This is a genomic window from Pseudarthrobacter sp. NPDC058329 (genome assembly GCF_042879835.1).
Lineage (GTDB): Bacteria > Actinomycetota > Actinomycetes > Actinomycetales > Micrococcaceae > Arthrobacter.
The window spans coordinates 265,473-287,430 of the sequence record NZ_JBHVZR010000002.1 but is presented as its reverse complement, the minus strand read 5'-3'; the positions used below and the strand labels follow the sequence as shown (position 1 = coordinate 287,430).

Sequence of the window (21,958 nt, the reverse complement as noted above, 5' to 3'; positions counted from 1 at the left end):
TGCCGGTGCTGCACCGTCGACGGTGGCGGCTTTGGTTAAGGCTAGGCGTTCAGGTCGCGTTCGCGGCTGCGGCGTGAGGTGGTCCGCGGGGACAGCAGGATGGCGAGAATGATCATGGCCAGGCCCAGGGCAAGGTGCAGCCAGTTGTCAGCGCCGTTAAGGGGGACAAAGTTGGCCGGGGTCTCATCGCCCACCAGGAGGCCGTACAGCCAGAGAACCAGGTAGATGACTCCCCCGTAGATGAGGTAGCTCCTTGCCTGTTGGTGTGTCCTCGCAAGCAGCGTGCCAGCCACCCCGAAGGCCAGGTGCACCACGTTGTGCAGGACTGAAACTTGGAAAACGCCCATGAGCAAGGATCTCGAGCCGTGCCCGGCCATACCCATTGCTCCGTAATTGCTGGTGATTCCGGGGATGAACCCTACGACACCCACCAGCAGGAAGACGCCGCCCGTTGCGAGGGCCGCCGTTTGCAGGCCTGTCCTCGCTCCGGTGGCGCGGGTGCTGACTGTCATGACCTGTCTCCTCAAAAGCCTGGAGACAACATAGTAAGCATGATTACTAATTTAAGCTAAGTGCGTCCATTTTGCTGTTGGACCCGTCTTCCCGGCCGCTGGCTGCAGCTCCCGCAGCCGCTGGTGGCCCCTCAACCCTCCGAGGTGCTCCACACGTAGGGGTTTGAATGGTGCCCGCCGTGGCGGCCATGCTCGTACCCCTGTTGCCAGGCCCTCCCGACGGCGGACACCAGTTCCGCCAGCAGGGGATAGTAGGGGTGGTCCGGGCCGATGTAGATCATTTCCTCCGCGGCCTTGTCCACCGCCGCCCGCACCTGGTTGTCGGCTGCATTACCGAGCATGGCGCCCCTCCTTTGAAACTTCCGCCACCTGCTTTGAATGTACTCCGGGCGTTCCAGGGGGTCCATTACGGTGGTTGACCCAGGCGTTACTCCGACTTCATGGACCTGCGGATTTCGCGCAGGGCCTGGACCACAAGGTCATGGTCCTGCACCTGGGGAAGCCCCGAAACCGTCACTGTAGCGACTGCGCCCACCCCGGCAACGTACACGGGAAAGGAGCCGCCGTGAGCGGCATACCGCGACTGATCGAACCAGGCGTGGTCTTCAATCCGTCCACCGCGGACCCGGGCGCGCAGCCCCACCAGCAAGGAGGGCACCTCGTAACGGGCCGCGGTCCGCTGCTTGGCACGGATCCAGTGCTCGTTGTCCGGGGTGGCACCGGCCAGGGCAACGTGGAACAGGACCTGCTCTCCCTTGGTGATGTCTATCGCGATGGGAAACTGGCCCTCCTTACCGAACTCCACGAGCAGCAGACCCAGGTTCAGTGCATCGTCCATGGAGAAGCCGGGCAATTGGAGCTCCCGGATTTCGCCCTCAATCCGGGCAATCAGTGCTTGGAGTGATCCTTCCGGCTGGATGTCATCGGAATCCGGATCGAACTCGGTCACATGCGGGGAATTGGCAGTCATGGCCCACAATCTACCCCTCCTCCGGTGTAAACTGGACCCCGCCCACCAGGGCGATTATTTACCCACAGAAACTATTAACGACAGGGGAGCGCCGCCGTCGGGCATCACTGGCCAAGCCAGGATCCGCAGGTGGGCGCTGAGAGTGCGGACAGCCGCAGACCCTCGAACCTGATCCGGTTAGTACCGGCGCAAGGGAGTCGAGTTCTCGAAGCACCGCAGCGGCGTGCCGTTGCCGTGCTTTCCCCTCCTGTTCCTCAGGAGGAATTGCATGGCAACTACAGCAATCAAGAAGACCACCAGCAGGTCCTGGCGCGTCGTGGACATCGTGGTGGCAGCATTGATCGCCATCGCCGGCGGCGTCATCTTCTGGGCCTGGTCCCAGGGGGCGGCCGCAGTCTCGGCGCCCATGAACGCCCTCTACCCGCCGCTCACCGGATTGCTGGCCGGCGGCTGGATGATCCCGGCCGTGCTGGGCATGCTCATCATCCGCAAGCCGGGCGCAGCGCTGTTCTGCGAGACCGTTGCGGCCACCGGCGAACTGCTGATGGGTTCGCAGTACGGCGCGTCCGTTCTGTTCTCCGGGTTTGTCCAGGGCCTCGGCGCCGAGATCATCTTCGCCATCTTCGTGTACCGGAAGTTCAACCTGCCGGTATCCCTGCTCGCCGGCGCCGCTGCCGGGCTTTTCTGCGGCCTCAATGACTCCTTCGCGCCCTGGGGCTGGAACATCGCCTACTCCGGCGGGGACAAGCTGGCGTACATCATCTTTACCGCCGTTTCGGGTGCCGTGATCGCCGGAGCACTGTCCTGGATCGCCACGCGCGCGCTGGCGAAGACAGGAGTCCTGGGCTCCTTTGCGTCGCGCAAGGCAGCAACGGAGCCCGTCTTCTCCTGATGACTGCTCCTTCCGTGCACGGCGCCTCGGTGGCGGCGCGGCCGGCTGCAGTCGCCGCCCGCGGCTGGGGCTGGCGGCACGGCGGCCGGTCCAAGCCGGCTGTCCGTGCCCTTGACCTCGACATCCAGCCGGGCGAGCGCGTGCTTCTTCTTGGCCCGTCCGGAGCGGGCAAGTCCACGCTCCTGCATGCGTTGGCAGGGGTGCTGGGCGATGCGAACGACGACGACGGCGAGGCGGGCGATTCCGACGAGTCGGGTTCGCTGCTGATTGACGGCGCCTCCCCCCGCGGGCAGCGCGGCCGGGCGGGACTGATGCAGCAGGACCCGGAGACCCAGGTGGTCCTCTCGCGGGTCGGCGACGACGTCGCCTTCGGTGCCGAGAATCTGGCCGTGCCCCGCGACGACATCTGGACCCGCGTGCACGAGGCGCTGGACGACGTCGGGCTCTCCCACCTGCCGCTGGACCACCCGACGTCGGAGCTGTCCGGTGGCCAGAAACAGCGGCTGGCGCTCGCGGGCATCCTTGCCATGCGGCCCGGGCTGATTCTCCTGGATGAGCCCACGGCCAACCTGGACCCCGCCGGGGTGGTGGAGGTGCGCGACGCCGTTGGCCGTTGCCTCGACAAGACCGGGGCAACCCTGGTGGTGGTGGAACACCGCGTGGCCGTGTGGAAGGACCTGGTGGACCGCATTGTGGTGCTGCAGCCGGGATCTTCTGCCGATCCGGCCGTGCTCCTGGACGGGCCGCCGGATCAGGTGCTCAGCGAAGCCCGGAGCATGCTCATCGAAGCCGGGGTCTGGGTGCCCGGCTACGTCCCCGCTACCCGTGACCGCGCGTCCGATCCGGGCCCCGGTGCCGGGGACCTGCTGCTTGCCGCCGAGCAACTGGCCGTATCGCGGCAACGTGCCCGCCGCAAGGGCTTCCGGAAGCTGCCGCCGGTGCCGGTGCAACAGGGGATTTCCGCGCAGGTCCGTGCAGGGCAGTCGCTGGCAATTACCGGGCCCAACGGGGCAGGAAAGTCCACCTTTGCGCTGACCCTCGCCGGGCTGCTGGAGCCTGTCGACGGGAAGGTTTCCGCCACCCTGGCACTCAGCAGGGGCGGGGGAATCGACCCGTACGGGTGGAAAGCGGAGCAGTTGATTGAGCGTGTGGGCACGGTGTTCCAGGAACCTGAGCACCAGTTCGTCACCGGGAACGTGCTGGATGAATTGCGCTTTGGGCCGCGGCACCTGGGGCGCGGCGAGGAGCGGGTGGACGAACTGCTGGAGCGGCTCCGGCTCACCGAACTCGTTGATGCGAACCCTTACACGCTTTCGGGCGGGGAGAAGCGGCGGCTCTCCGTAGCCACTGTCCTCGCCGCCCATCCGCAGGTCCTGGTCCTGGATGAACCCACCTTCGGGCAAGACGCCAACACCTGGGCCGAGCTGGCATCGTTCCTGTCCGAGTTGCTGGACGCCGGCACCGCCGTGGTGTCCGTAACCCACGATGCCGAATTCACTGCGGCGTTGGGCGGAACGGAACTGCGCTTGGCAGCAGCGGCGGTGGCACCATGAGGCGGGAGCTGAACCTGCGCGGCAACCGCGCCCTCCTGACGCGCGCCAACCCGCTGAGCAAGTTCGCAGCCGTTTTCCTGATCACTGCCGTCCTCGCGCTCTCCATCGACTGGGTGTCCGCCTCCGTGGCGCTCGTCTTTGAATTCCTGCTGTTCCCGTTGGCGGGTCTCACCCTGACGCTGCTGTGGCAGCGGGGGTGGCCGCTGATCCTTGCCGCCGCCGTCGGTGGCTGGAGTACCTCCATCCTGGCTGCCGACAGCGGAAGGACGCTGATCGACGTCGGCATTTGGAGCATGAGCGAAGGCTCGCTGGAGCTGGGGCTCGGGTTTATGCTGCGTGGGCTGGCGATTGCGCTGCCGGCGGTGTTGCTGATGAGCTGTACCGATCCAACGGACCTGGCCGACGCGCTGGCGCAAAAGGCGCGCCTTCCGCACCGGTTTGTGCTGGGAACCCTGGCCGCGATGCGGCTGGTGGGGCTGCTGGCAGAAGAATGGCAGACCATCGGGATGGCGCGCCGTGCGCGGGGCGTCGGTTCCCGCGGAAGTGCCCTGGAACGGGTGAAGGCCACGCTGGGGCAGAGCTTCGGTCTCCTGGTTCAAGCCATCCGGCGTGCTTCAAGGCTGGCCGTCACCATGGAGGCGCGCGGCTTCGGTGGGGGTAAGCGGACGTGGGCGCGGGAATCCACCTACAGCGGACTGGACGTGTGGGTCCTGGCCGGCGGCGTGGTGATGGCAGGCGCGGCGTTTATTGCCGCCATGTGGGCTGGCACTTGGAACATGGTGTGGCTGGGGAGCTGACGGAAGCTGCCCTCCGGAGGCTGGGCGCCGGCTTAGTCGCAGGAGTGGTTGTAGTCGAAATTCCTCGACACGAACTGGGTCAGCGTGACGTCGCCGCCGCCGGTCAACGGCGGGTCTGCGCACTTGGCTTTGGCCCCGGTGACAGTGCGGGCACCGGCTAACCAACTCGGCAGCGAGTAGAGGTTGCTCGAACTGCTGACGGTCCCCACGATCCGGCCCCACTGGAGGCCGGTTGAATAGATCCCGACTCCTTTGACGTCGATGCTGTGGAAGAAGTCCGTCATGCCCTCCAGCACGGTGCGGTTCGCATCCTTGTCCGTGGTGGACCAGGAGTTCCCGGTTTCCACATCCAGCCACCAGAAATAGTCCGAGGGGTTGGTAATTCCGCGGATGTAGGCGTCGTCGTAGGCTTTGGCCCAGCCGTACATGTACGCGCACGCCTTCCCGTAGTCCCCGTCCTCGCAGGAGCCATAGGGGTTATGGACGGCCGATCCTATGGGGTACTCGTTGCTGGCGGGCCACCACGAGCCGCTGCTTCCCGGGTTCGCGGTGTTGACGTAAAGGGATATCTTGGGCTGGGGCGTGACGCCCGATGAAGCAGCGGCCCATTCGAGCTGTTCCTTCAGGCAAGGATTGGTGCTGTTGGCCAAGCCGTTGTTGACGCCGACAACGGCGAAGGCCTGACCTGCCGGAAAAGACTTGTCGCACTGGGGCCAGGAGATGTCGTTGCCCAGTGTTGACTGGTTGCCCTCGCCGGGCGACGGCGCCGCTCCGGCCGGCGGAACGGGGAGCAGGAGCAGGACGGCGAACAGCGGGGCGGCCAGCCCGGCCGCCACTCGCGTGCCTCGAGGTCGGCGCACTGCCACCTCCGTCGTCGTCAAAGTAAGAGGGTATATTCAGTCTCCTCCGCTTCGGCGGGCAGGGTCAACAAGGCAAGCAACCGGCGTTCTATCGCACGTAGTGGGTAAACGCTCTCCGGCGGCGGCAGAACTGGGCGTCCTCCGCGCCTGCTTAGCTCATTTGTGATATATTTGTCGGCATGACGCAGGAAACTACGGAACACGTTGCCGCCATGCTCAGGGATGCCAGGGGTGAGAAGGGCTGGACGCAAGGCCAGCTCGCTGCCGAGCTCGGAACCAGCCAGAGCGCCATTGCCCGGATGGAACAGGGCAAGCAGAACCTGAGCCTGAAGATGATCCAGCGGCTGGAGGCGACCTTCGGCCGGAGCATCGTGAACGTGGGAAAACCGCAGATGACGCACCTGCGCGTGGAGGGCGGCCGCACGCTGTCGGGCGCCGTGGACGTTAACAGCAGCAAGAATGCCGGCGTCGCGCTGTTGTGCGCAAGCCTCATCAACCGGGGAACCACCATTCTTCGCCGTCTTGCACGCATCGAGGAAGTGAACCGCATCGTTGAGGTGCTCAGCAGCATCGGGGTCGAGTGTACCTGGCTCAACGATTCGGACCTCCAACTACGCAGGCCTGCCGTCCTTAACCTGGCAGCAATGGACGTTGAAGCCGCCCGCCGAACACGCAGCGTCATCATGCTGCTGGGGCCGCTGCTGGACGAATCCTCGGAATACCGCCTGCCGTATGCCGGCGGCTGCGACCTGGGCACCCGAACCGTTGAACCGCATATGCAGGCGCTGCGCCAGTTCGGACTCACGGTGGAAGCAACTGCAGGCTTCTACGCAGTGCAAGCCCCTTCTGCCGACAGCCGTGACCGTTCCTTCGTGCTGACAGAGCGTGGAGATACTGTCACTGAGAACGCCATCATGGCGGCGGCACACCGTGAGGGAACCACGGTGATCAGAAACGCCAGCCCAAACTACATGGTGCAGGACCTCTGCTTCTACCTGCAGATGCTGGGCGTCACCATCGACGGCGTCGGCACCACCACCTTGAAGATCACCGGGCGGCCCATGATCGACGCCGAGATCGAGTACTTCCCGTCGGAGGACCCCATTGAGGCCATGAGCCTCATCACCGCCGGCATCGTTACCAACTCTGAGGTGACCATCCGGCGGGTCCCCATCGAGTTTATGGAGATCGAGCTGGCCACGCTGGGGCAGATGGGCCAGAAGTTGGAGATCTCGGGCGAGTACATGGCCCAAAACGGCCGGACCCGCTTGGTGGACGTGACCACTAAGCCTTCGCAGCTGCACGCGCCGGAGGACAAGATCCACCCGATGCCTTTCCCTGGCCTGAACATCGACAACCTGCCGTTCTTCGCCGTCATAGCCGCCAACGCCAGCGGGCAGACCATGATCCACGACTGGGTTTACGAAAACCGGGCCATTTACCTCACGGAGCTGAACCGGCTGGGTGCCCAGGTCCAGCTGCTGGATCCACACCGTATCTACGTCAACGGCCCCACGAAGTGGCGTGCTGCAGAGGTTGGCTGTCCGCCGGCCCTCCGCCCGGCAGCCTGCCTGCTGTTGGCCATGCTCGCGGCCCGTGGAGTCTCGGAGCTGCGGAACATCTATGTCATTGAGCGCGGATATGAGGACCTGGCCGAGCGGCTTAACGCTATCGGTGCCAAAGTGGAGTACTTCCAGGACTGAACATTCACGCGTCATGAAGTCATGAGGACCTTCAAAAGGCCCTCACCTGTCGCAGAATGTGAGTATGCGAACATTCGGCGTTGAGGAAGAGCTCCTGATCGTTGATCCGGAGAGCGGGGAGCCGCTTGCCCTCGCCGATGCGCTGCTGTCCGGCCGCCGGCTGGCTGCGGACGACGCTCCGGATGACCCCCGGGATCTCGAAACGGAAGACAGAACCGTTTATGACGACGACGAGATGGGCCTGAGTGCCGAACTCAAGCTGGAGCAGATTGAGACGCAGACCCGGCCATGCCTGGAGTACGGTGTGCTGCTGGACCAGATCAGGGCCGGGCGGGCGCTCGCCGACAGGGCTGCCAGGAAGAATAATGCCAGGGTGGCGGCGCTGGCCACCTCGCCCCTCGGGTTGTCCAGCCACACCACTCCCGATCCGCGATACGCCAGGATGCTGGAGCGTTTTGGCCTGACTGCACAAGAGCAGTTGACGTGCGGCTTCCACGTCCACACCTATATCGAGTCCCAGGACGAGGGCGTGGCTGTACTGGACCGCATCCGCGACAAGCTTGCGGTCCTCACTGCATTGAGCGCGAACTCTCCGTTCTGGAACGGGCTTCAGACCGGTTTTGAAAGCTACCGCACCCAGGCGTGGAACCGCTGGCCGACGGCCGGCCCAGCCGGGATCTACGGAACCTATTCTGCCTACCGCCGGGTGGTTACCCGGCTGCTGGACAGTGGCGTGATGCTGGACGAAGGGATGATCTACTTCGACGCCCGGCTGTCCCGGAACCATCCCACCGTGGAGGTCCGCGTTTCAGACGTTTGCCTGCGGGCCGAGGATGCGGCCCTCATCGCTGTCCTCGTGAGGGCGCTCGTGGAGACGGCAAGCCGTGAGTGGCGCGAGGGCGTTGATCCGGCGCCCGTTCCCACCGTACTTTTGCGTATGGCCTCATGGCAGGCAAGCAGCGGCGGACTCAGCGGCGAGCTGCTGGACTTCGGGTCCTTCCGGCCTGCACGTGCCGCAAATGTAGTGCGTTCTCTGGTTGACTATCTTGCCCCGGTATTGCAGGAGCAGGGCGAACTTGCCTTGGCGAGGCGGGGAGTGGAGGACGTCATCGCCCGCGGGACGGGGGCAGCTGAACAGCGCCGCATCCGCGACAAGGCATTGGCCAGCTCATCGCCCGAAGACTTGGGCTTCAGCGCAGTGGTCAAGCACGCCATCGATGCGACCATGCGGGGTTCCCTGGATTTTTCGAAGGCCGATGGCGCTCCGGAACTTCTGCGGGTCCGCCAGGCCTGACATCTCCGCAGCTACGCGGTTGGACTACCTCATCTCAGATCAGGGGACGAAAGCGACTCCGTGAGCCAAAGGTGCCAGTGCGGAAACGGGTCCTTGGCAGTTCGTCGTCAGTAGGGCCAGGTCACCAGGGCCTTGGCCCCGGCGAGTTGTGCTTCCATCAGGGCCAGCCGCTCCAGCCGGATATCGATCTTCCGCTGCAATACATCAACGGCAGTACCGGAACCGTCAGCCGCAGCATCGAGCCGGGCATCACTCAGGACCAGCTCATCAAGGCCCGCAACGGAGGTATGAATACCCTCCATCGCGGCCGCTGCGCCCGTCCCGACTCCCATAAGAACATCATCTAATGGGGGTCTGACATTCTGAGGCCAACGTAGCGGGGAACACCCTGGCGGTACTTCATGTACGAATCTCCGAATAGGCCTGCCAGGCGTTCCTCCTCCCGCAGCACCTCCCGGTGCACCGCAGCGGACGCTGCCGGAAGGGCGGCCAGGATCCAACAGTTGCCCCGCATCAGGCCGATGCCAAGGTGCACCAGCGCCCATCCCACGTACATCGGGTTGCGCGAGAATGCGTAGGGCCCGGATGTAAGGAGGACGCCCGGCGTAGCAAGTCGCACGCCCCGGGCAGCAAACCAGGCCCAAACGACAAGGGTGCCACCGGCGCCCAGTGCAGCCAGGCCAGCTGCATGAAACAGTACGGGCACCCGGGCGGACGGAGCGGAAAGCCGTGATCGTACCAGCCGCTGAAGCACGGCGCCAGCGGCGATCCCCACCAGGTTCTGCTCCGGCAACGGAATGTTGGACAGGAGCCTTTCCCAGTCACTCGTGACAGCAGGTCCCGTCATGACCAACACGCCAACCAGTGCTAGACCTGCTTCAATGCCTGCTCAAGGTCGCCAATCAGGTCGTCCACGTTCTCCAGCCCAACCGAAAGCCGCACCACGCCGTCGCTCAGCCCGATGGCCGCCCGCCCCTCGGGACCCATGGCACGGTGCGTCGTGGTGGCCGGATGGGTGATGAGGGACTTGGAGTCGCCCAGGTTATTGGAGATGTCGATGATTCGCAGGCCATCCAGCAGCGCGAAGGCCGCCTCCTTGCCCGAGCGGCCGCCCGTCGTCGCAAGTTCCAGGGTGAGAACTGTCCCACCCGCACTCATCTGCTTCGCGGCGAGCTCGTATTGCGGATGTGACTTCAGGAGCGGGTACTTCACCCAGCTCACGGCAGGCTGCTGCTCCAGCCACTCGGCCAGTTGCAGGGCTGAAGCGGACGAGTGGTTAACGCGCAGGGCCATAGTCTCGAGGCCCTTGGTGAGCACCCACGCGTTAAAGGCGGACAACGACGGACCGGTGTGCCGCATGAGCTGCTTGACAGGGCCATCGATGAATTCCTTGGTGCCCAGGATAGCGCCGCCCAGCACCCGGCCCTGGCCGTCAATGTGTTTGGTGCCGGAGTAGACAATGACGTCCGCGCCGAGTTGCCCGCAGCGCTGCAGCAGGGGGGTGGCAAAGACATTGTCGACGACGACGGTGGCACCGGCTGCGTGCGCCAGTTCGCTGACCGCGGCGATGTCCACGATCTCCTGCATGGGGTTGGAGGGTGACTCAAAAAAGACGGCCGTGGTGGGCTGGGACAGGGCGTCACGCCACTGCTCCAGGTCCGGGCCGTCCACGAATACCGTCTCCACTCCCCAGCGCGGCAGGATCTCATTCAGGATCACAAAACAGGAACCGAAGAGCGAGCGGGCGGCCACCACACGGTCGCCGGCTGCCAGCAGGGCGCCCAGGGCGGTGAAGACCGCGGACATGCCGGACGCCGTCGCAAAGCACGCCTCGGTTCCCTCGAGGAGGCGGAGCCGCTCCTGGAAGGTGGCCACGGAGGGGTTGCCGTAACGGGAATAAACGAAGCGCTCGTCTTCACCCGTGAAGGCACGTTCCGCCGCGGCGGCAGATTCGTACACGAAGCCCGAGTTCAGGAACACAGCTTCGCTGGTCTCCTGGAAATTGGTGCGGTCCAATCCGCCGCGGACGGCCTGGGTGTCGGGGCTCCAGCCGGCGGCGTCTTCGTTGAAGGTCACTTAATTCTTCCCGAGATTGGTGGGCAGGCCGCGGTTCTTCCAGCCGTTGACGGTGCGTTCGCCGTAGCGGTCCGGCTCGCCCTCGAAGCCCTCCAGCACGTTATAAGAGGTGAATCCGGCCTGCGTGGCAGCAATCGCGGCCGCGACGGAACGCTGCCCGGAGCGGCACAGGAACACCAGCTCGGTCGAAGCATCCTCGGGCGCCTGCTGGGTCAGGTGGGTGATGAAATCCGGGTTGGGGATGCCGCCGGGGAACGTCCACTGGATGAACAGGGGATCGTTGTCCGTGGCCTTGGTGTCCGGGATGCCGATGTGGGCCCATTCGCCCTCGGTGCGCACATCCACCAGGATGGCGCCCTGCTCCAGCTTGTCCCACGCTTCCTGGGGCGTCAGGTCCCCTGCATAGCTCATGCGTGGCCCTCGCCGTCGAACTCAAGGTCTTCGCCTGCGGACTCAAGGTCATCCACCGCGGTGGCGACGGCGGCATCGGCTGATGCGATGGCAGCCGGAAGGACCAGGGCCTGTGCAACTATCACCTTGCCGCCGTTGGACGTTGCCGCCGGGCTGCCGTGCAGCACGTAGCCCTCGGCCAGGGCGGTCGAAATCCTTTCACAGAAAGACCTGTCATCCGGCCCGGTGACAAGCCGGTAGGAAAGTCTTTCTTCAAGGGCAGGTGCGTCAGACACGACGGATCTCCTTCTTTCACGCTTGCAACACGATTCGGTCGATATGCCGAGTATTCACCTGAGGCACCCCGCCGCGAAAGGAGGGTTGCCGACCGGCCAGTCAGGGCTTGGCGCCGATACTCATTACTCCCCAAAAACGTAACACTTGGCACGCGCGGCCGCAGCGCCGCCGTCGTCATGTTCCGTAACTGAACCCTTCCGGTCCGGGAGGGAGGCCATACGTCCGCAGCCAACCAGGTCCATGAAGGACGACGGCGACAGGCACCCCGGGGGGCAGGGGACCGATGCCTGCGACCTCCTGACATGCCGGATAAAGTTCTTGTGGGGCCGCCGCCCCGTCGTTGAAGCATCAGCCTTGGGGGTCCCATCAGCTCGTCATCAGCCGTCGCGCGAAAGATCCATCACCTTCCTTTGGTGCGCCGCGTGGCGGCCTTCCTGGCCGCCATACTGTTGGCAGTCCTGGCCGTGGTGCTGCCTGGCGGAGCGGCCCGGGCGGCAGATAGCTTTCCGGACGAGGGCAAGCCGTTGCTGGGCGCTGTCCTGGAATGGGGTGAGGACACCGCCGCCGGGTTCGCCGACCGCCTGGGTGCGTCGCCGGCGCTGTTGGGGCATGACATAGCCTTCCCGTTCCGCCCCTCAGAGGTAAACGACATCAGAGGCTTCCTGGAACAGTCAGGAGAGCAAGGCGCGCATGCCATGCTCACGGTGAAGCCGACGGTTCCGTTGGACCAGGTCACCGCTGAAGCCGCCGCATCATTTGCTGACGAAGTGGCGGAACGGACAGGCAACTTCAGGGGCCAGGTGCTGATCCGCTTTGCTCCGGACATGAATGCCAGCTGGGTGGAGTGGGGCCAGCAACCTTCCGCCTACCGGTCCGCTTTCCGGGCCGTAGCCGCCGCCTTCGAGGATACCGACGGCGGCCGTACCGCCATGGTGTGGGAGCCCTACCTGGGCAAGGACTACCCCTTTGGCCTGCACCGGAGCGCCCCCGCGCCGGGAAGCGAGGGCTTTGCCCTGCTCGATACCAATGGCGACGGCGCCTGGAACAGTTCGGACGCGGCCTACGAGCCCTACTATCCAGGGGACGACGCCGTGGACTGGGTGGGGCTGACCGCTTTCCATGACGACACGGCCGGCGGAGCGCCCATTAACACCGTTCCCCGTCAGGGCGAACTCCAGGAAATGCTCACGGCCTCAGGCGGCGAAAACTTCTACTCGACGTACGCGGCCCGGAAAAACAAGCCGTTCCTGCTGCAGACATCCGCTTTCTACAGCCCGAATTCGGGCGGAGCCCCGGAAGCCCAGGTCAAGTCCACGTGGTGGGACCAGGTCCTGGGGGCAGCCGGCTCCCCGGAGTTTGCCAAGACGGCCGCGGTGGTCTGGGATGAGCGGACGAGCACCCGTGACACCGGTGTGGCGAGCATCGACTGGCTGCTGACGGGGAACCCGGCCATTGCAGACGCCGCCCGGCAGAGGCTGGAAGCTTCCCCGTTGGTGACAGGTCCGGTCACTGAGGTTGCGGCGCACAGCGGGTATGTGCGGGCCAACACCCTTTCCGGGCCGGCATCCTGGACTGTGGGTGCGGCGCTGGTCATTCTCCTCGTGGCTCTGTGGCAGGTCCCCCGGCGCGTGAAGTGGGCAACAGCATGGGCCTACACGGACCCCTCCGCCAGGGATTCCCGGGTGGACTTCCTGCGTGGCATGGCCATCGTCTTTGTGGTGGTGAACCACCTGGGGATGACGTCACTGTTTCAGTTGCTCACGCAGGAAGCCGTGGGCTTTGTTTCCGGGGCGGAGCTTTTTGTGCTCTTCTCGGGCCTGGTGGTGGGCATGGTGTACGGGCCCAGGGTCAAAGAGGACTTCGGGACAGTGGTGGACCTGACCTCGCGGCGGGCCGGAAAGCTGTACCTCACGGCCCTGGTGGTTCTTATCGGCGTCTTCCTGATCTCCCTGCTGCCGATTTTCCGGACCGACACCCTCACCACCTTCGTGGACCAGGGCACCGGCGGGGCAGGGCATAACGGCGCCGGCCGCACCTACGACCTCTACGCCGGAATGGAGTCGCTGTTCCAGTTCCCCGTGCCGCCCCAGATCCTTCCAGCCATCCTGCTGCTGCAGTTCGGTCCCTGGCAGTTCAACGTCATGGGCCTCTACGTCGTCCTGCTCCTTGCCAGTCCATTGATCCTTGCCGCCCTCAACCGCGGCAAAGCCGGATGGGTACTGGCCGCCACCCTGGCCGTATACGCCGTCGGAGCGCTCACGCGCTTCCGGATCCTGCCCTCGCAGTTCGAGGATTCCTTCCCGCTGCTGGTGTGGCAGGTGCTGTTCGTCATCGGCCTGGTGGCCGGGTTCCATCGGCACCGGGTGGTTGCCTGGCTGGCAGCCCATGCCTGGGTCGTGGCGGCGTGCACGGCGGCGGCGATGGTCTTCGTTTTCCTGTCCTGGGGCAACCCATACCTGGCCAACGGTTTTGATGTTCGGCTCTCGGTTATTCCGGACGCTGTGTACCGGAGCATGTACGACACCTTCTTCGGCCGCACCTACCTGGCTCCAGGACGGCTGCTTAACGTCCTGGTCCTGGTGGTGGCTGCCTATGCGTTCCTGACCGTGTACTGGAAGCCGGTGACGCGGGCCCTGGGGTGGTTCCTGATTCCGCTGGGCAGGGCAACCCTGTACGTGTTCATCATGCACGTTGTGCTGATAGCGGTGATCGCCAACATCCCTGCGCTGCGGCAGGGTGACGTGCTGATCAACACCGCCGCCTACGCCCTGGTGCTGGGACTGCTCTGGTTGATGGTCCGGACACGGTTCCTCTTCCGCGTCATCCCCAGCTGAGAGCGGGGCTTCCCCGGAAGCCGAAGGAAGCTGACAAAACAAAAGGCGTGAACCGTTGCCCGTTGGCGGGCGGTTCACGCCTTTCCTGCAATGCCGGTGGTTACACGATGCCGGGGCAGCTGGCCAGGATGTAGTCGGCGGCAGCCGGCCCCTTCATCCTCAGGCCGTTGGAGCCCGGGGTGATCCGGTGCTTCATTGCCGCCCAGAAAGAGGTTTCCATGCCTGGCGCCTGCTGGTTGATGAAGCACCAGCTGGTGTAAAGGCCGTAAAGACGGTCGTCGTTGAGGCTGTGGTCGGAGGCGGGGTCGAGGTGGGTGGCTTCCTGGAGAAAGATGTCGAACTGCGAATGTGCCATGAGGCGTCCCTTCGCTAAGTGCGTGTGTACCGCCGTTCGGCTACAGCAGCGAAATCCTCAATGCCCTGCACGGGGCCACGGAGTGGTGATCGAGACCATTGGAATCGATGGCATCAGGCGATGTCAGCGCCTATCTACAATGTAGACTTTACTCGTAGACTACGTTTACAGCAAGCGTCTGGAATTACCCTCCCGGCCCGCCTGCTTCCGGCTCCAGAACGGAAGATTATGTCCTCGCCGAAGACCCCGGGCCCCGCCAAAGGCCGCGCCCGGAAGGAGCGGCTCAACCGCGACCTGGTGCTGGCCAAGGCCCTGGAAGTTGTGGATGCGGAGGGCCTGAACGCGCTGACCATGCGCCGGCTGGGGCAGGAGCTTGAGCGGGATCCGATGAGCCTGTACCGATATGCGGAGAACCGGGCGGCGTTGCTGGATGGGGTGTCTGAGTTGGTGCTCAACCAACTGTCCATCCACCCCGAGGACCCCGACTGGAAAACCCAGCTTCGGCACATCGCGCATAACCTTCGGCGGCTCGCGCTCGAACACCCCAACGTGGTGCCCCTGCTGGTGACCAGGCCGCTCTCCACTCCGCTGGGGCTGCGCCCGCTGGGCACCCTGCGTCCACTGGAGCAGATCCTGGCCCTGCTCATCGGCGCCGGGTTCAGCGCTGCCGACGCCCTCCACGTCTACCGTGCCTACTACGGGTTCCTCTATGGCCACCTTCTCAATGAGCTGCAGGAATTCGTAGTGGATCCGGAAGAGAATGAAGTGCTGCTTCGGCTGGGATTGCACCGGCTGCCATCCAAGGAGTTTCCCCGGCTCCGTGAGCTGGCCCCCGCCCTCGCCGAATACGATGGCGAAGCGGAACTGGACCAGGGGATCACTATCCTGCTGTCGGGCCTCGAAGCACAGCTGTCCAGGAACCAGGAAAGTTTTCCTGCTTAGGGGCCAAAAAGGGCGGGCAGCTACTCGAAGGAAGCCCTCCGGCGGTCAGTAGTGCGGGTGTTCCAGATATCCGGCGTGGTGACCTTGAACCGGCGGCCCGTCAGCACCCGCGCCGACAACCTGATGTAGTGGGTTTTTTCGCCCGGTTGCCATGGTTCCAAGCCCAGGCCGTCCACGGCTTCCTTCTCCGCCTGGTCCTCGATAATTTCGGTGTCGCCCCTCGCCACGACGCTCCACGCCTCTTCGGTGTGTGGATCATAGCCGTCGATCTCAAGTGCCGCCGGCCGTTGAGACTTGGCATTCCACAGCTTGGTCACACCAGCGGTACGGAAGACGATGCTCCGTTGGTGCACAACATAATTAACCGGGAAGATCTCCGGATGGCCGTCCACCACCAGGCCAAGACGGCCCAGGGTGTCACCTTCCAGCAGGTCCCAGCACTCATCAAACGTCAGTTTCCCGGTTGGCTGTACGTCAGAGGTCATGGACCATACCCTACGTCTCAGGCGGCCGAAGGAACATGGCCGGAAGGGCAGAAGTTACCCGATGCCGGCGAACAACTCGTTCAGCTCCGTGGTGAGCTCCTTTTGCACCGATGGGGTGCCTACCTCTTTGCCATCGATACGGTTCACCGGCGTAAGCATGCGCACGCTTGAAATCAGCCAGACGGCGTCAGCATCCAGCAGGTCCTGGGGCTCCAGCGGACCGTATCCGAGTTCCCAGCCGGCCGCTTTTGCGGCCGCGAACAACGCACCTTGGGAGGTGCCCGCCAGGATGCCGCTGTCCAGCTGAGGAGTGATGAGGCGCTTTACGGACGTGCCGTCGTCGGACGCTTCCACGTGTGCCATCAGCACGGTTGACGTGGGGCCCTCCAGGACTCGGCCATCTGCGGAGACAAAGATGACGTCGTCCGCCCCCTGCTTGTGGGCGTGCCGCAGCGCGGCCATGTTGACCGCGTAGGAAAGCGTCTTCGCGCCGAGCAGCAGCCAGGGGGCGCGCTCGGCAACGTCACTGTCGTAGCCGCGGTCAAGGAGGATCACGTCGATGCCGGCTTCGCGCTGGCGGCGGCCGGCCGCTCCCACGGGGGAGACCTGCACCCAGGACATGGGGGCCGGGGCGCCCTCCACGCCGCGGGTCACTACGAGCTTGACCACCAGTTCGTCGTCGGACCCGGCAGCGGGCGGATGCTGGGCGTGGTGTTCGGAGAGGGCAGTGCCAATGGCGCGGCGCCAATCCGCTTCGCCGGGAATGGCGAGGTCCAGCGCATCAGCAGAACCGGCCAGACGGTCAAGGTGGGCCTGGATTTTCCGCACCTTGCCCGCCACGGCAAGCATGGTCTCGAAGATCCCGTCGCCCCGCGTGGCACCCTGGTCCGTCACGAGCAACTGAGGCTTGGACGCATCGGCCAGCCGGCCGTCCGGGAAGTCGGGGTCGAGGAACACAAGAACCGCAGAAGCAGGAGAGGTCATGGCTCCAGCTTAGTGCGGCGTCCCACGGATAAGCTGGGCAGAGTGCCCCGGCCGGAATCCGCCCGCCGGGAGCCCATCTACCGGGGGTAATTCACGTGTTGTGGCCATTTTCGCTTGCCGGTTCCGCGCCGACATGGATCGTGGTGTTGCTGGCCGCTGCCGACCTGGTGATCAGGGTTCTGGCCGTGGGCATCATCCCCGGCAACCGCCGGCCCACCACGGCAATGGCCTGGCTGCTGGGCATCTTCTTTGTCCCGTTCGTAGGCATCATCCTGTTCCTGCTGTTCGGCAACTTCAAACTGTCCAGCCGCCGCCGTGAGCAACAACAGCAGGTCAACGAGCGGGTACGCGCCGGGATCTCATCACTCGCTGACGTGGAGAGCGACTACCCGGGCCCCGAGTGGGTGAGGTCCGCGGGGGAGTTGAACCGGCGGCTGGGCTCGCTGCCCATGGTGGATGGCAACTCCGTGGACCTGATCCCCGGCTACCCGGACTCGATCCTGCACATGACGCAGGCGGTCCGGAAGGCGAAGAAGTTCGTCAATGCCGAGTTCTACATCATGAGCACGGACCACGTCACCAACGACCTCCTGACCGCGCTGGAGGAAGCGGCCGAGCGGGGTGTGGAAGTCCGCGTGCTGTTCGACCACATCGGCACCCTGCGCGTCCAGGGCTACAACCGGCTCCTGAAGCGGCTCAAGGCCAGCAAGATCCAGTGGAAGCGCATGCTCCCGCTGTTGCCCATCCACGGCCAGTGGCGCCGCCCCGACCTGCGGAACCACCGCAAAATCATGGTGATCGACGGCGAAATTGCCTTCACCGGTTCGCAGAACCTGATCGAGCCTTCCTACAACAATCCGAGGCACCGCAAGGCAGGCCGGGAGTGGGTGGAACTGATGGCCCGCCTCAACGGACCGATCGTCACCACCCTGAATGTCGTCTTCGCCACCGACTGGCTGAGCGAAACCGACGAATCCCTGGACCATCAGTTGCAGCTCCCGGCGAACCCGCACCCCGGCAATGTCACCGCCCAGGTGGTTCCCAGCGGCCCCGGGTTCATCACCGAAAACAACCTGCGGCTCTTCAACACCCTCATCTACTCCGCCCAGCACCGGATCTCCATCTGCAGCCCGTACTTCGTTCCCGACGATTCACTGCTCTACGCCATCACCACGGCTGCCCAGCGCGGGGTGGATGTGGAGCTGTTCGTCTCCGAAAAGGGCGACCAGTTCCTGGTCCATCACGCCCAGCGCTCCTACTACGAGGCCCTGCTGGAGGCCGGCGTCCGCATCTACCTGTACAAGGCACCGTTTGTGCTGCATGCCAAGCACTTCACCATTGACGACGAAGTGGCGGTCCTCGGTTCCAGCAACATGGACATGCGCTCTTTTTCGCTGAACCTGGAGGTGTCGGTGATGCTGCTGGGCGCCGACATTGTCACCAAGATGCGGGCGGTGGAAGACACCTACCGGGACATCTCACACGAGCTCAAGCTGGCGGACTGGCTGAACCGGCCTCTGGCGGCGCGGTATGTGGACAACGTGGCCAGGCTGACAGCAACCGTTCAGTAGGGCCGTCCAAAAACTCCGGGATCAGGAGTCGGGGAAGTTGGTGCCGAGCGTCGAGAGGACGCCGAAGGCCTTGGTCCGGATCTCCGCGTACTCCTCGTCAGCCACCGAATCGGCAGTTATGGCACCGCCGACGCCGAGGGTCAGTTCCGCGGTTCCGTCACCTTCCTCCCGGATCACCAGCGTCCGGATGGCGACGGCGAGGTCGGTTGCGCCGTTCAGCGAGAAATAGCCGGCGGCGCCGGAATACAGCCCGCGTGGTTCGCCTTCCAGCCGGTCCAGGATGGCCATGGTGCTGATCTTGGGTGCGCCGGTCATGGAGCCGGCCGGAAAGCAGGCTGCCACCGCCTCGGCGCGGGACGATCCGCGCCGCAGCCGGGCGTCGATGGTGCTGACCATCTGGTGGACGGTTGCGTAGCTTTCGATGGCACAGAGCCTGCTGACGGTGACGGAACCCGGGACCGCGAAATGGCTGAGGTCATTCCGGAGCAGGTCAACGATCATGATGTTTTCGGCCCGGTCCTTCAGGGACGTTTCGAGGTCGAGGCGCAGCCGGACATCTTCGGCCGGATCGGCGGCGCGGCCGCGGGTTCCTTTGATGGGTTCGGCGCGCATGCCGCCGTCGGAGGCTATCTTCAGGAAGCGCTCAGGCGACGTGCTGGCCACCGTGAGGGCGCCGAACCGAAGGTAGCTGGCAAAGGGCGCGGGGTTTTTGCGTCGCAGTGCCAGATATGTTGGCCACGGGTCAATGTTGGCGGCGGGAACCTTGGCCGTGAGGGATGTGGTCAGGCAGACTTCGTAAGTGTTCCCTTCGGCGATTTCGTGCTGCGCCTCGGCGATTTTTGCCTTGTAGGCGTCGCTGGTATCGCGGCCCTGGAAGGCAGTAGCGTTTGGCAGTACGACGCCGTTGCTGCCGCCCGCTGGGGCTGCCACAGCAGCCTGGGCGGCGGGGCTGGACGCAGCCAGGAAGGCGGCCCGCGCGTCGCCCAACCACTGGTCCGCGTCGGCGACGTCCAGGGCAAGGAGCCAGGCTACTCCCGCAGCGTGGTCCAGGACCACGGCCCTGCCGGCGAAGATCAAGGCGGCATCCGGGGTGCGGGCGGAGAAATCAGCCCCGCCAGTTTCCCGCTTGAGTTCGTACCCGAGGCATCCCAGCCAGCCCAGGGTAAATTCTCCGGGGTAGCCGTCCGGGGTGGCAACCGGTGCGTCGCCCCATACGGTGTCCAGCCAACGGAAGAACGGTCCTTCCACCGTGGCGGTAGCGCAGCCTGCGCGGATCAGGCTTTCGCCGGAGCGGTGCGTCATCGACTGGCCGGACAGGCCGCCGTCGTCCGCCATGATGCTAAAGCGGCTGCGCTCCGAGGCTGCGGACCGGGGCTTGTACGCCCCGGTCCCGGCAGCAGCGCCCGCGTTGGAGGAGTCCAGCCAGACCGCGTTGGGTGAGCCGCCGTAGAGGTTGTCGAACAGCGCGGCCGCGTCCGGTTGCAGCTCCAGGCGCTCCGCGCGAAGGCTCAGGCCACGGCGGGCGGACTGCTCAGGGGCGAGGGCAGTGGCCAGGGCGGGAAGGTACGGCAGGAGCTGCAGGACGTCCTCGGGTGCCCTGCCGTCTGCGCGGTTCAGGACGCGTACATCTGCGTGGCCCGCAACGTCGTCGCTCCGCAGCCACTCCTCTTCCTGTGCCGCCCATTGGTCCCAGTATGGTTCGTAGGTTCCGCCGTCGCGGTCCAGGGCGCGGGTCCGGCGTACAGCCTCCGGCGAGTCAGCCCAGATGACGGCCGCGAGAAGGGGGCGTGCGGCCGCCGCCGCGGAACCCACACCCTCAACGATGACAATCTCGGCGGGCAGCGTGACGCACGCCCCGCCGTCGTGATGGTTCTCCCAGTCCCAGCTGGTCCACGTTGCCGCATCACCACGGCTCAAGGGTTCCAGGACGGTGGCGACGTAGCGGTCCACGCCAGCCATCAGCCCGTTCCAACCGGGGTAGATGTCCTCGAGGTGGAACAGTGCAACCTTGTGGTGGGCGCGCAACCGTGCTGCCAGTTCGACGGCGAGTGTTGTTTTCCCTGCGCCTGAGCGCCCGTCAATGGCGATGATGACGGGGGCTGGGCTCATGGGTTAGAGCGTACCTTTATCCGTGCCGGGCTTTCATCTGCGCAGGAGCTGGACATCCTTGATGACGGCAGCCTTGATGTGGTTCACGAGTCCGGGAAGGGCGGCGTGAATTTGGTGCCAGACGGCGTCGAAATCGGATTGCCCGCCGTACCAGGGATCCTCGATGCCCTGGTCCAGAAGGTCCTTGTCCACCATCCGGGGGTCGAAGCTGCGCAGCATGCGGATCTTGTTCCTGGACTCCTGGTCCGGCGCGGACTGGCTCAGCCATGCGTAGTGGTCGATGTCGAGTGCCAGGATCAGATCCCGTTCCCGGAACCAGGCCGGCTGCCATTCCCGGGCAACGTGCTTGTCGGAGAGCAGCTGGGTCACCCCAAGACGCCGCGCGGCCCGCGGGTCTATTGGCCGGCCCGCTTCGTAGTCGGTGGTGCCTGCGGAGTCCACCGCCACCACCATGTCCAGCCCCTCGCGTTCCAGGGCCGCGGCGAGCATCAGCTCGGCCATGGGGGACCGGCAGATGTTTCCGGTGCAGACGGCGATAACGCGGTATGGGCTCGACACTGAGTTCATATACTAAGCATGCGTGCTAACTGGTCTTGGGGCTAGTGGCGGATTCACAAAGGTTGACTTTTCTGTAAAGAAGCTTTGCTCAGCCGTCATGTCGACTCCACAACTGCAGCCCGCGGGCGGGGGAGGCTGCTAGTGGAGGAAAGCCAGCAGGATCCCCACGGCGACGAACAGTGCGCCAAACGCACGGTTGAGGATAATCTGCCCGCGGGCGCTGTGGGTGAAGCGCTCAAAGGACCGGGCCGCGGCCGCGAAGAAGAACCACATCACCAGGATGTCGATGGCCACCACCGTTGCGGTGAGTACTGCGTACTGGGCCGGGAGGGGCTGGTCGGGCCGGATGAACTGGGGCATAAAAGCCAGGAAGAAGATAATCGCCTTCGGGTTCAGCAGGTTCACCCAGAGCCCGCGCCGAAAGATGGACCAGGCGGGCTCGTTCCGAAGGCCCGCAATTTTCTCCTGCTCGAGGTCCGGCTTGCTGAGGAACTGCCTGATGCCCAGGTAGACCAGGTACGCGGCTCCGGCGTAGCGGATGACATTGAAGGCCACCGGTGAGCTGGCCACCAGGACTCCCACGCCAAGGGCCACGATCACTACGTGGATCACCAGGGCTGCCTGCTGGCCGAGGATGCCCCACAGGGAGCGGCGGAATCCGGCGTTCAGGGAGTTGCTCATGGTGTTGATCGCTCCGGCGCCGGGAGTGAAACTGATCAGGGCGCCGGCACCCGCCAGGGCGAGCCAAAGGGAGAATTGCACCAGTCAAGTTTAGG

General features: G+C 64.9%; 23 protein-coding genes and 2 riboswitches. Of the genes, 8 read left to right on the top strand and 15 right to left on the bottom strand.

Going from position 1 to position 21,958, the window contains the following annotated elements:
• Window positions 1-41: 41 nt before the first annotated feature.
• From ACFVYC_RS05805 to ACFVYC_RS05795, 3 genes are all read right to left on the bottom strand, one after another.
• A complete protein-coding gene (locus tag ACFVYC_RS05805; protein ID WP_387547800.1) occupies window positions 42-512 on the bottom strand; it encodes a DUF4383 domain-containing protein in 471 nt (156 codons plus the stop codon).
• A gap of 131 nt (window positions 513-643) precedes the next feature.
• Entirely contained in the window at window positions 644-853 is a 210-nt protein-coding gene (locus tag ACFVYC_RS05800; RefSeq protein WP_387547798.1) for a hypothetical protein, read from the bottom strand.
• Window positions 854-939: 86 nt separating this feature from the next.
• Window positions 940-1,482 (bottom strand): heme-degrading domain-containing protein, encoded by a 543-nt coding sequence (locus ACFVYC_RS05795; RefSeq protein WP_387547795.1) that lies wholly within the window; start codon window positions 1,480-1,482, stop codon window positions 940-942.
• 72 nt (window positions 1,483-1,554) lie between these two features.
• A riboswitch (TPP riboswitch) is annotated at window positions 1,555-1,695 on the top strand.
• Window positions 1,696-1,750: 55 nt separating this feature from the next.
• Here ACFVYC_RS05795 and ACFVYC_RS05790 point away from each other — a divergent pair.
• The 3 genes from ACFVYC_RS05790 to ACFVYC_RS05780 are packed head-to-tail and all read left to right on the top strand — an operon-like array spanning window position 1,751 to window position 4,724.
• Window positions 1,751-2,374 carry an ECF transporter S component gene (locus ACFVYC_RS05790; protein WP_387547792.1) on the top strand — a complete coding sequence of 208 codons (624 nt, stop codon included), beginning with the start codon at window positions 1,751-1,753 and terminating at the stop codon, window positions 2,372-2,374.
• The gene (locus ACFVYC_RS05785; RefSeq protein WP_387547789.1) at window positions 2,374-3,927 is read left to right on the top strand and encodes an ABC transporter ATP-binding protein; all 1,554 of its coding nucleotides are present in this window, start codon (window positions 2,374-2,376) and stop codon (window positions 3,925-3,927) included. Before ACFVYC_RS05790 ends, ACFVYC_RS05785 begins: the two co-directional genes overlap by 1 nt.
• A complete protein-coding gene (locus ACFVYC_RS05780; RefSeq protein WP_387547786.1) occupies window positions 3,924-4,724 on the top strand; it encodes an energy-coupling factor transporter transmembrane component T family protein in 801 nt (266 codons plus the stop codon). The genes ACFVYC_RS05785 and ACFVYC_RS05780 overlap by 4 nt, the downstream gene beginning before the upstream one ends.
• A 32-nt stretch (window positions 4,725-4,756) precedes the next feature.
• Here the strand turns inward: ACFVYC_RS05780 and ACFVYC_RS05775 are convergent, their stop codons facing one another.
• Entirely contained in the window at window positions 4,757-5,584 is an 828-nt protein-coding gene (locus ACFVYC_RS05775) for a hypothetical protein (protein WP_387547783.1), read from the bottom strand.
• A gap of 179 nt (window positions 5,585-5,763) precedes the next feature.
• Here ACFVYC_RS05775 and ACFVYC_RS05770 point away from each other — a divergent pair, with 179 nt between their 5' ends.
• Entirely contained in the window at window positions 5,764-7,287 is a 1,524-nt protein-coding gene (locus ACFVYC_RS05770) for a UDP-N-acetylglucosamine 1-carboxyvinyltransferase (RefSeq protein ID WP_387547781.1), read from the top strand.
• Between the two features lie 64 nt (window positions 7,288-7,351).
• On the top strand, window positions 7,352-8,581 hold the full coding sequence (locus tag ACFVYC_RS05765; protein WP_387547778.1) for a glutamate--cysteine ligase: 1,230 nt from the start codon (window positions 7,352-7,354) through the stop codon (window positions 8,579-8,581).
• A 107-nt stretch (window positions 8,582-8,688) separates the two neighbouring features.
• Here the strand turns inward: ACFVYC_RS05765 and ACFVYC_RS05760 are convergent, their stop codons facing one another.
• The 5 genes from ACFVYC_RS05760 to ACFVYC_RS05740 are packed head-to-tail and all read right to left on the bottom strand — an operon-like array spanning window position 8,689 to window position 11,343.
• On the bottom strand, window positions 8,689-8,913 hold the full coding sequence (locus ACFVYC_RS05760) for a hypothetical protein (protein WP_387547775.1): 225 nt from the start codon (window positions 8,911-8,913) through the stop codon (window positions 8,689-8,691).
• An 11-nt stretch (window positions 8,914-8,924) separates the two neighbouring features.
• Window positions 8,925-9,428 (bottom strand): methyltransferase family protein, encoded by a 504-nt coding sequence (locus ACFVYC_RS05755; protein WP_387547773.1) that lies wholly within the window; start codon window positions 9,426-9,428, stop codon window positions 8,925-8,927.
• A gap of 20 nt (window positions 9,429-9,448) precedes the next feature.
• Complete coding sequence (locus ACFVYC_RS05750) at window positions 9,449-10,657, bottom strand: O-succinylhomoserine sulfhydrylase (protein WP_387547770.1); 1,209 nt, start codon at window positions 10,655-10,657, stop codon at window positions 9,449-9,451.
• Window positions 10,658-11,068, bottom strand: coding sequence for a rhodanese-like domain-containing protein (locus ACFVYC_RS05745; protein ID WP_387547767.1), 411 nt, complete (start codon window positions 11,066-11,068; stop codon window positions 10,658-10,660). It lies immediately after the preceding gene.
• Complete coding sequence (locus ACFVYC_RS05740; RefSeq protein WP_387547764.1) at window positions 11,065-11,343, bottom strand: DUF1737 domain-containing protein; 279 nt, start codon at window positions 11,341-11,343, stop codon at window positions 11,065-11,067. Before ACFVYC_RS05740 ends, ACFVYC_RS05745 begins: the two co-directional genes overlap by 4 nt.
• Window positions 11,344-11,356: 13 nt before the next feature.
• A riboswitch (SAM riboswitch) is annotated at window positions 11,357-11,471 on the bottom strand.
• A 295-nt stretch (window positions 11,472-11,766) separates the two neighbouring features.
• Here ACFVYC_RS05740 and opgC point away from each other — a divergent pair.
• Window positions 11,767-14,178 (top strand): OpgC domain-containing protein, encoded by a 2,412-nt coding sequence (gene opgC / locus ACFVYC_RS05735; RefSeq protein WP_387547761.1) that lies wholly within the window; start codon window positions 11,767-11,769, stop codon window positions 14,176-14,178.
• 100 nt (window positions 14,179-14,278) lie between these two features.
• Here opgC and ACFVYC_RS05730 read toward each other — a convergent pair whose 3' ends face one another.
• Window positions 14,279-14,533: a hypothetical protein gene (locus tag ACFVYC_RS05730; RefSeq protein ID WP_387547758.1), complete on the bottom strand. Its 255-nt coding sequence runs from the start codon at window positions 14,531-14,533 to the stop codon at window positions 14,279-14,281.
• A gap of 228 nt (window positions 14,534-14,761) precedes the next feature.
• Here ACFVYC_RS05730 and ACFVYC_RS05725 point away from each other — a divergent pair, with 228 nt between their 5' ends.
• Complete coding sequence (locus ACFVYC_RS05725; RefSeq protein ID WP_387547755.1) at window positions 14,762-15,475, top strand: TetR/AcrR family transcriptional regulator C-terminal domain-containing protein; 714 nt, start codon at window positions 14,762-14,764, stop codon at window positions 15,473-15,475.
• A gap of 20 nt (window positions 15,476-15,495) precedes the next feature.
• On the opposite strand, the gene ACFVYC_RS05720 is transcribed toward ACFVYC_RS05725, so the two are convergent.
• Window positions 15,496-15,960, bottom strand: a complete 465-nt coding sequence (locus ACFVYC_RS05720) for a pyridoxamine 5'-phosphate oxidase family protein (protein WP_387547752.1) — start codon at window positions 15,958-15,960, stop codon at window positions 15,496-15,498.
• 54 nt (window positions 15,961-16,014) lie between these two features.
• Window positions 16,015-16,944, bottom strand: coding sequence for an aminodeoxychorismate lyase (locus ACFVYC_RS05715; protein WP_387547749.1), 930 nt, complete (start codon window positions 16,942-16,944; stop codon window positions 16,015-16,017).
• Between the two features lie 98 nt (window positions 16,945-17,042).
• Here ACFVYC_RS05715 and cls point away from each other — a divergent pair, with 98 nt between their 5' ends.
• On the top strand, window positions 17,043-18,515 hold the full coding sequence (gene cls / locus ACFVYC_RS05710; RefSeq protein ID WP_387547926.1) for a cardiolipin synthase: 1,473 nt from the start codon (window positions 17,043-17,045) through the stop codon (window positions 18,513-18,515).
• A gap of 21 nt (window positions 18,516-18,536) precedes the next feature.
• Here the strand turns inward: cls and ACFVYC_RS05705 are convergent, their stop codons facing one another.
• The 3 genes from ACFVYC_RS05705 to ACFVYC_RS05695 form a co-directional block, all read right to left on the bottom strand.
• Window positions 18,537-20,624 carry a chorismate-binding protein gene (locus ACFVYC_RS05705; RefSeq protein ID WP_387547746.1) on the bottom strand — a complete coding sequence of 696 codons (2,088 nt, stop codon included), beginning with the start codon at window positions 20,622-20,624 and terminating at the stop codon, window positions 18,537-18,539.
• Window positions 20,625-20,657: 33 nt separating this feature from the next.
• Entirely contained in the window at window positions 20,658-21,191 is a 534-nt protein-coding gene (locus tag ACFVYC_RS05700; RefSeq protein ID WP_387547743.1) for a low molecular weight protein-tyrosine-phosphatase, read from the bottom strand.
• A gap of 129 nt (window positions 21,192-21,320) precedes the next feature.
• Complete coding sequence (locus tag ACFVYC_RS05695) at window positions 21,321-21,944, bottom strand: LysE family transporter (protein WP_387547740.1); 624 nt, start codon at window positions 21,942-21,944, stop codon at window positions 21,321-21,323.
• Between the last annotated feature and the right edge of the window lie 14 nt (window positions 21,945-21,958).

Coding starts and splice junctions, on each gene's coding strand:
- ACFVYC_RS05700 (WP_387547743.1), bottom strand. CDS start 21,191: ATGAACTCAGTGTCGAGCCCATACCGCGTTATCGCCGTCTGCACCGGA.
- ACFVYC_RS05765 (WP_387547778.1), top strand. CDS start 7,352: ATGCGAACATTCGGCGTTGAGGAAGAGCTCCTGATCGTTGATCCGGAG.
- ACFVYC_RS05805 (WP_387547800.1), bottom strand. CDS start 512: ATGACAGTCAGCACCCGCGCCACCGGAGCGAGGACAGGCCTGCAAACG.
- ACFVYC_RS05760 (WP_387547775.1), bottom strand. CDS start 8,913: ATGGGAGTCGGGACGGGCGCAGCGGCCGCGATGGAGGGTATTCATACC.
- ACFVYC_RS05705 (WP_387547746.1), bottom strand. CDS start 20,624: ATGAGCCCAGCCCCCGTCATCATCGCCATTGACGGGCGCTCAGGCGCA.
- ACFVYC_RS05715 (WP_387547749.1), bottom strand. CDS start 16,944: ATGACCTCTCCTGCTTCTGCGGTTCTTGTGTTCCTCGACCCCGACTTC.
- ACFVYC_RS05785 (WP_387547789.1), top strand. CDS start 2,374: ATGACTGCTCCTTCCGTGCACGGCGCCTCGGTGGCGGCGCGGCCGGCT.
- ACFVYC_RS05725 (WP_387547755.1), top strand. CDS start 14,762: ATGTCCTCGCCGAAGACCCCGGGCCCCGCCAAAGGCCGCGCCCGGAAG.
- ACFVYC_RS05745 (WP_387547767.1), bottom strand. CDS start 11,068: ATGAGCTATGCAGGGGACCTGACGCCCCAGGAAGCGTGGGACAAGCTG.
- ACFVYC_RS05770 (WP_387547781.1), top strand. CDS start 5,764: ATGACGCAGGAAACTACGGAACACGTTGCCGCCATGCTCAGGGATGCC.
- ACFVYC_RS05720 (WP_387547752.1), bottom strand. CDS start 15,960: ATGACCTCTGACGTACAGCCAACCGGGAAACTGACGTTTGATGAGTGC.
- ACFVYC_RS05790 (WP_387547792.1), top strand. CDS start 1,751: ATGGCAACTACAGCAATCAAGAAGACCACCAGCAGGTCCTGGCGCGTC.
- ACFVYC_RS05800 (WP_387547798.1), bottom strand. CDS start 853: ATGCTCGGTAATGCAGCCGACAACCAGGTGCGGGCGGCGGTGGACAAG.
- ACFVYC_RS05755 (WP_387547773.1), bottom strand. CDS start 9,428: ATGACGGGACCTGCTGTCACGAGTGACTGGGAAAGGCTCCTGTCCAAC.
- ACFVYC_RS05780 (WP_387547786.1), top strand. CDS start 3,924: ATGAGGCGGGAGCTGAACCTGCGCGGCAACCGCGCCCTCCTGACGCGC.
- ACFVYC_RS05795 (WP_387547795.1), bottom strand. CDS start 1,482: ATGACTGCCAATTCCCCGCATGTGACCGAGTTCGATCCGGATTCCGAT.
- ACFVYC_RS05730 (WP_387547758.1), bottom strand. CDS start 14,533: ATGGCACATTCGCAGTTCGACATCTTTCTCCAGGAAGCCACCCACCTC.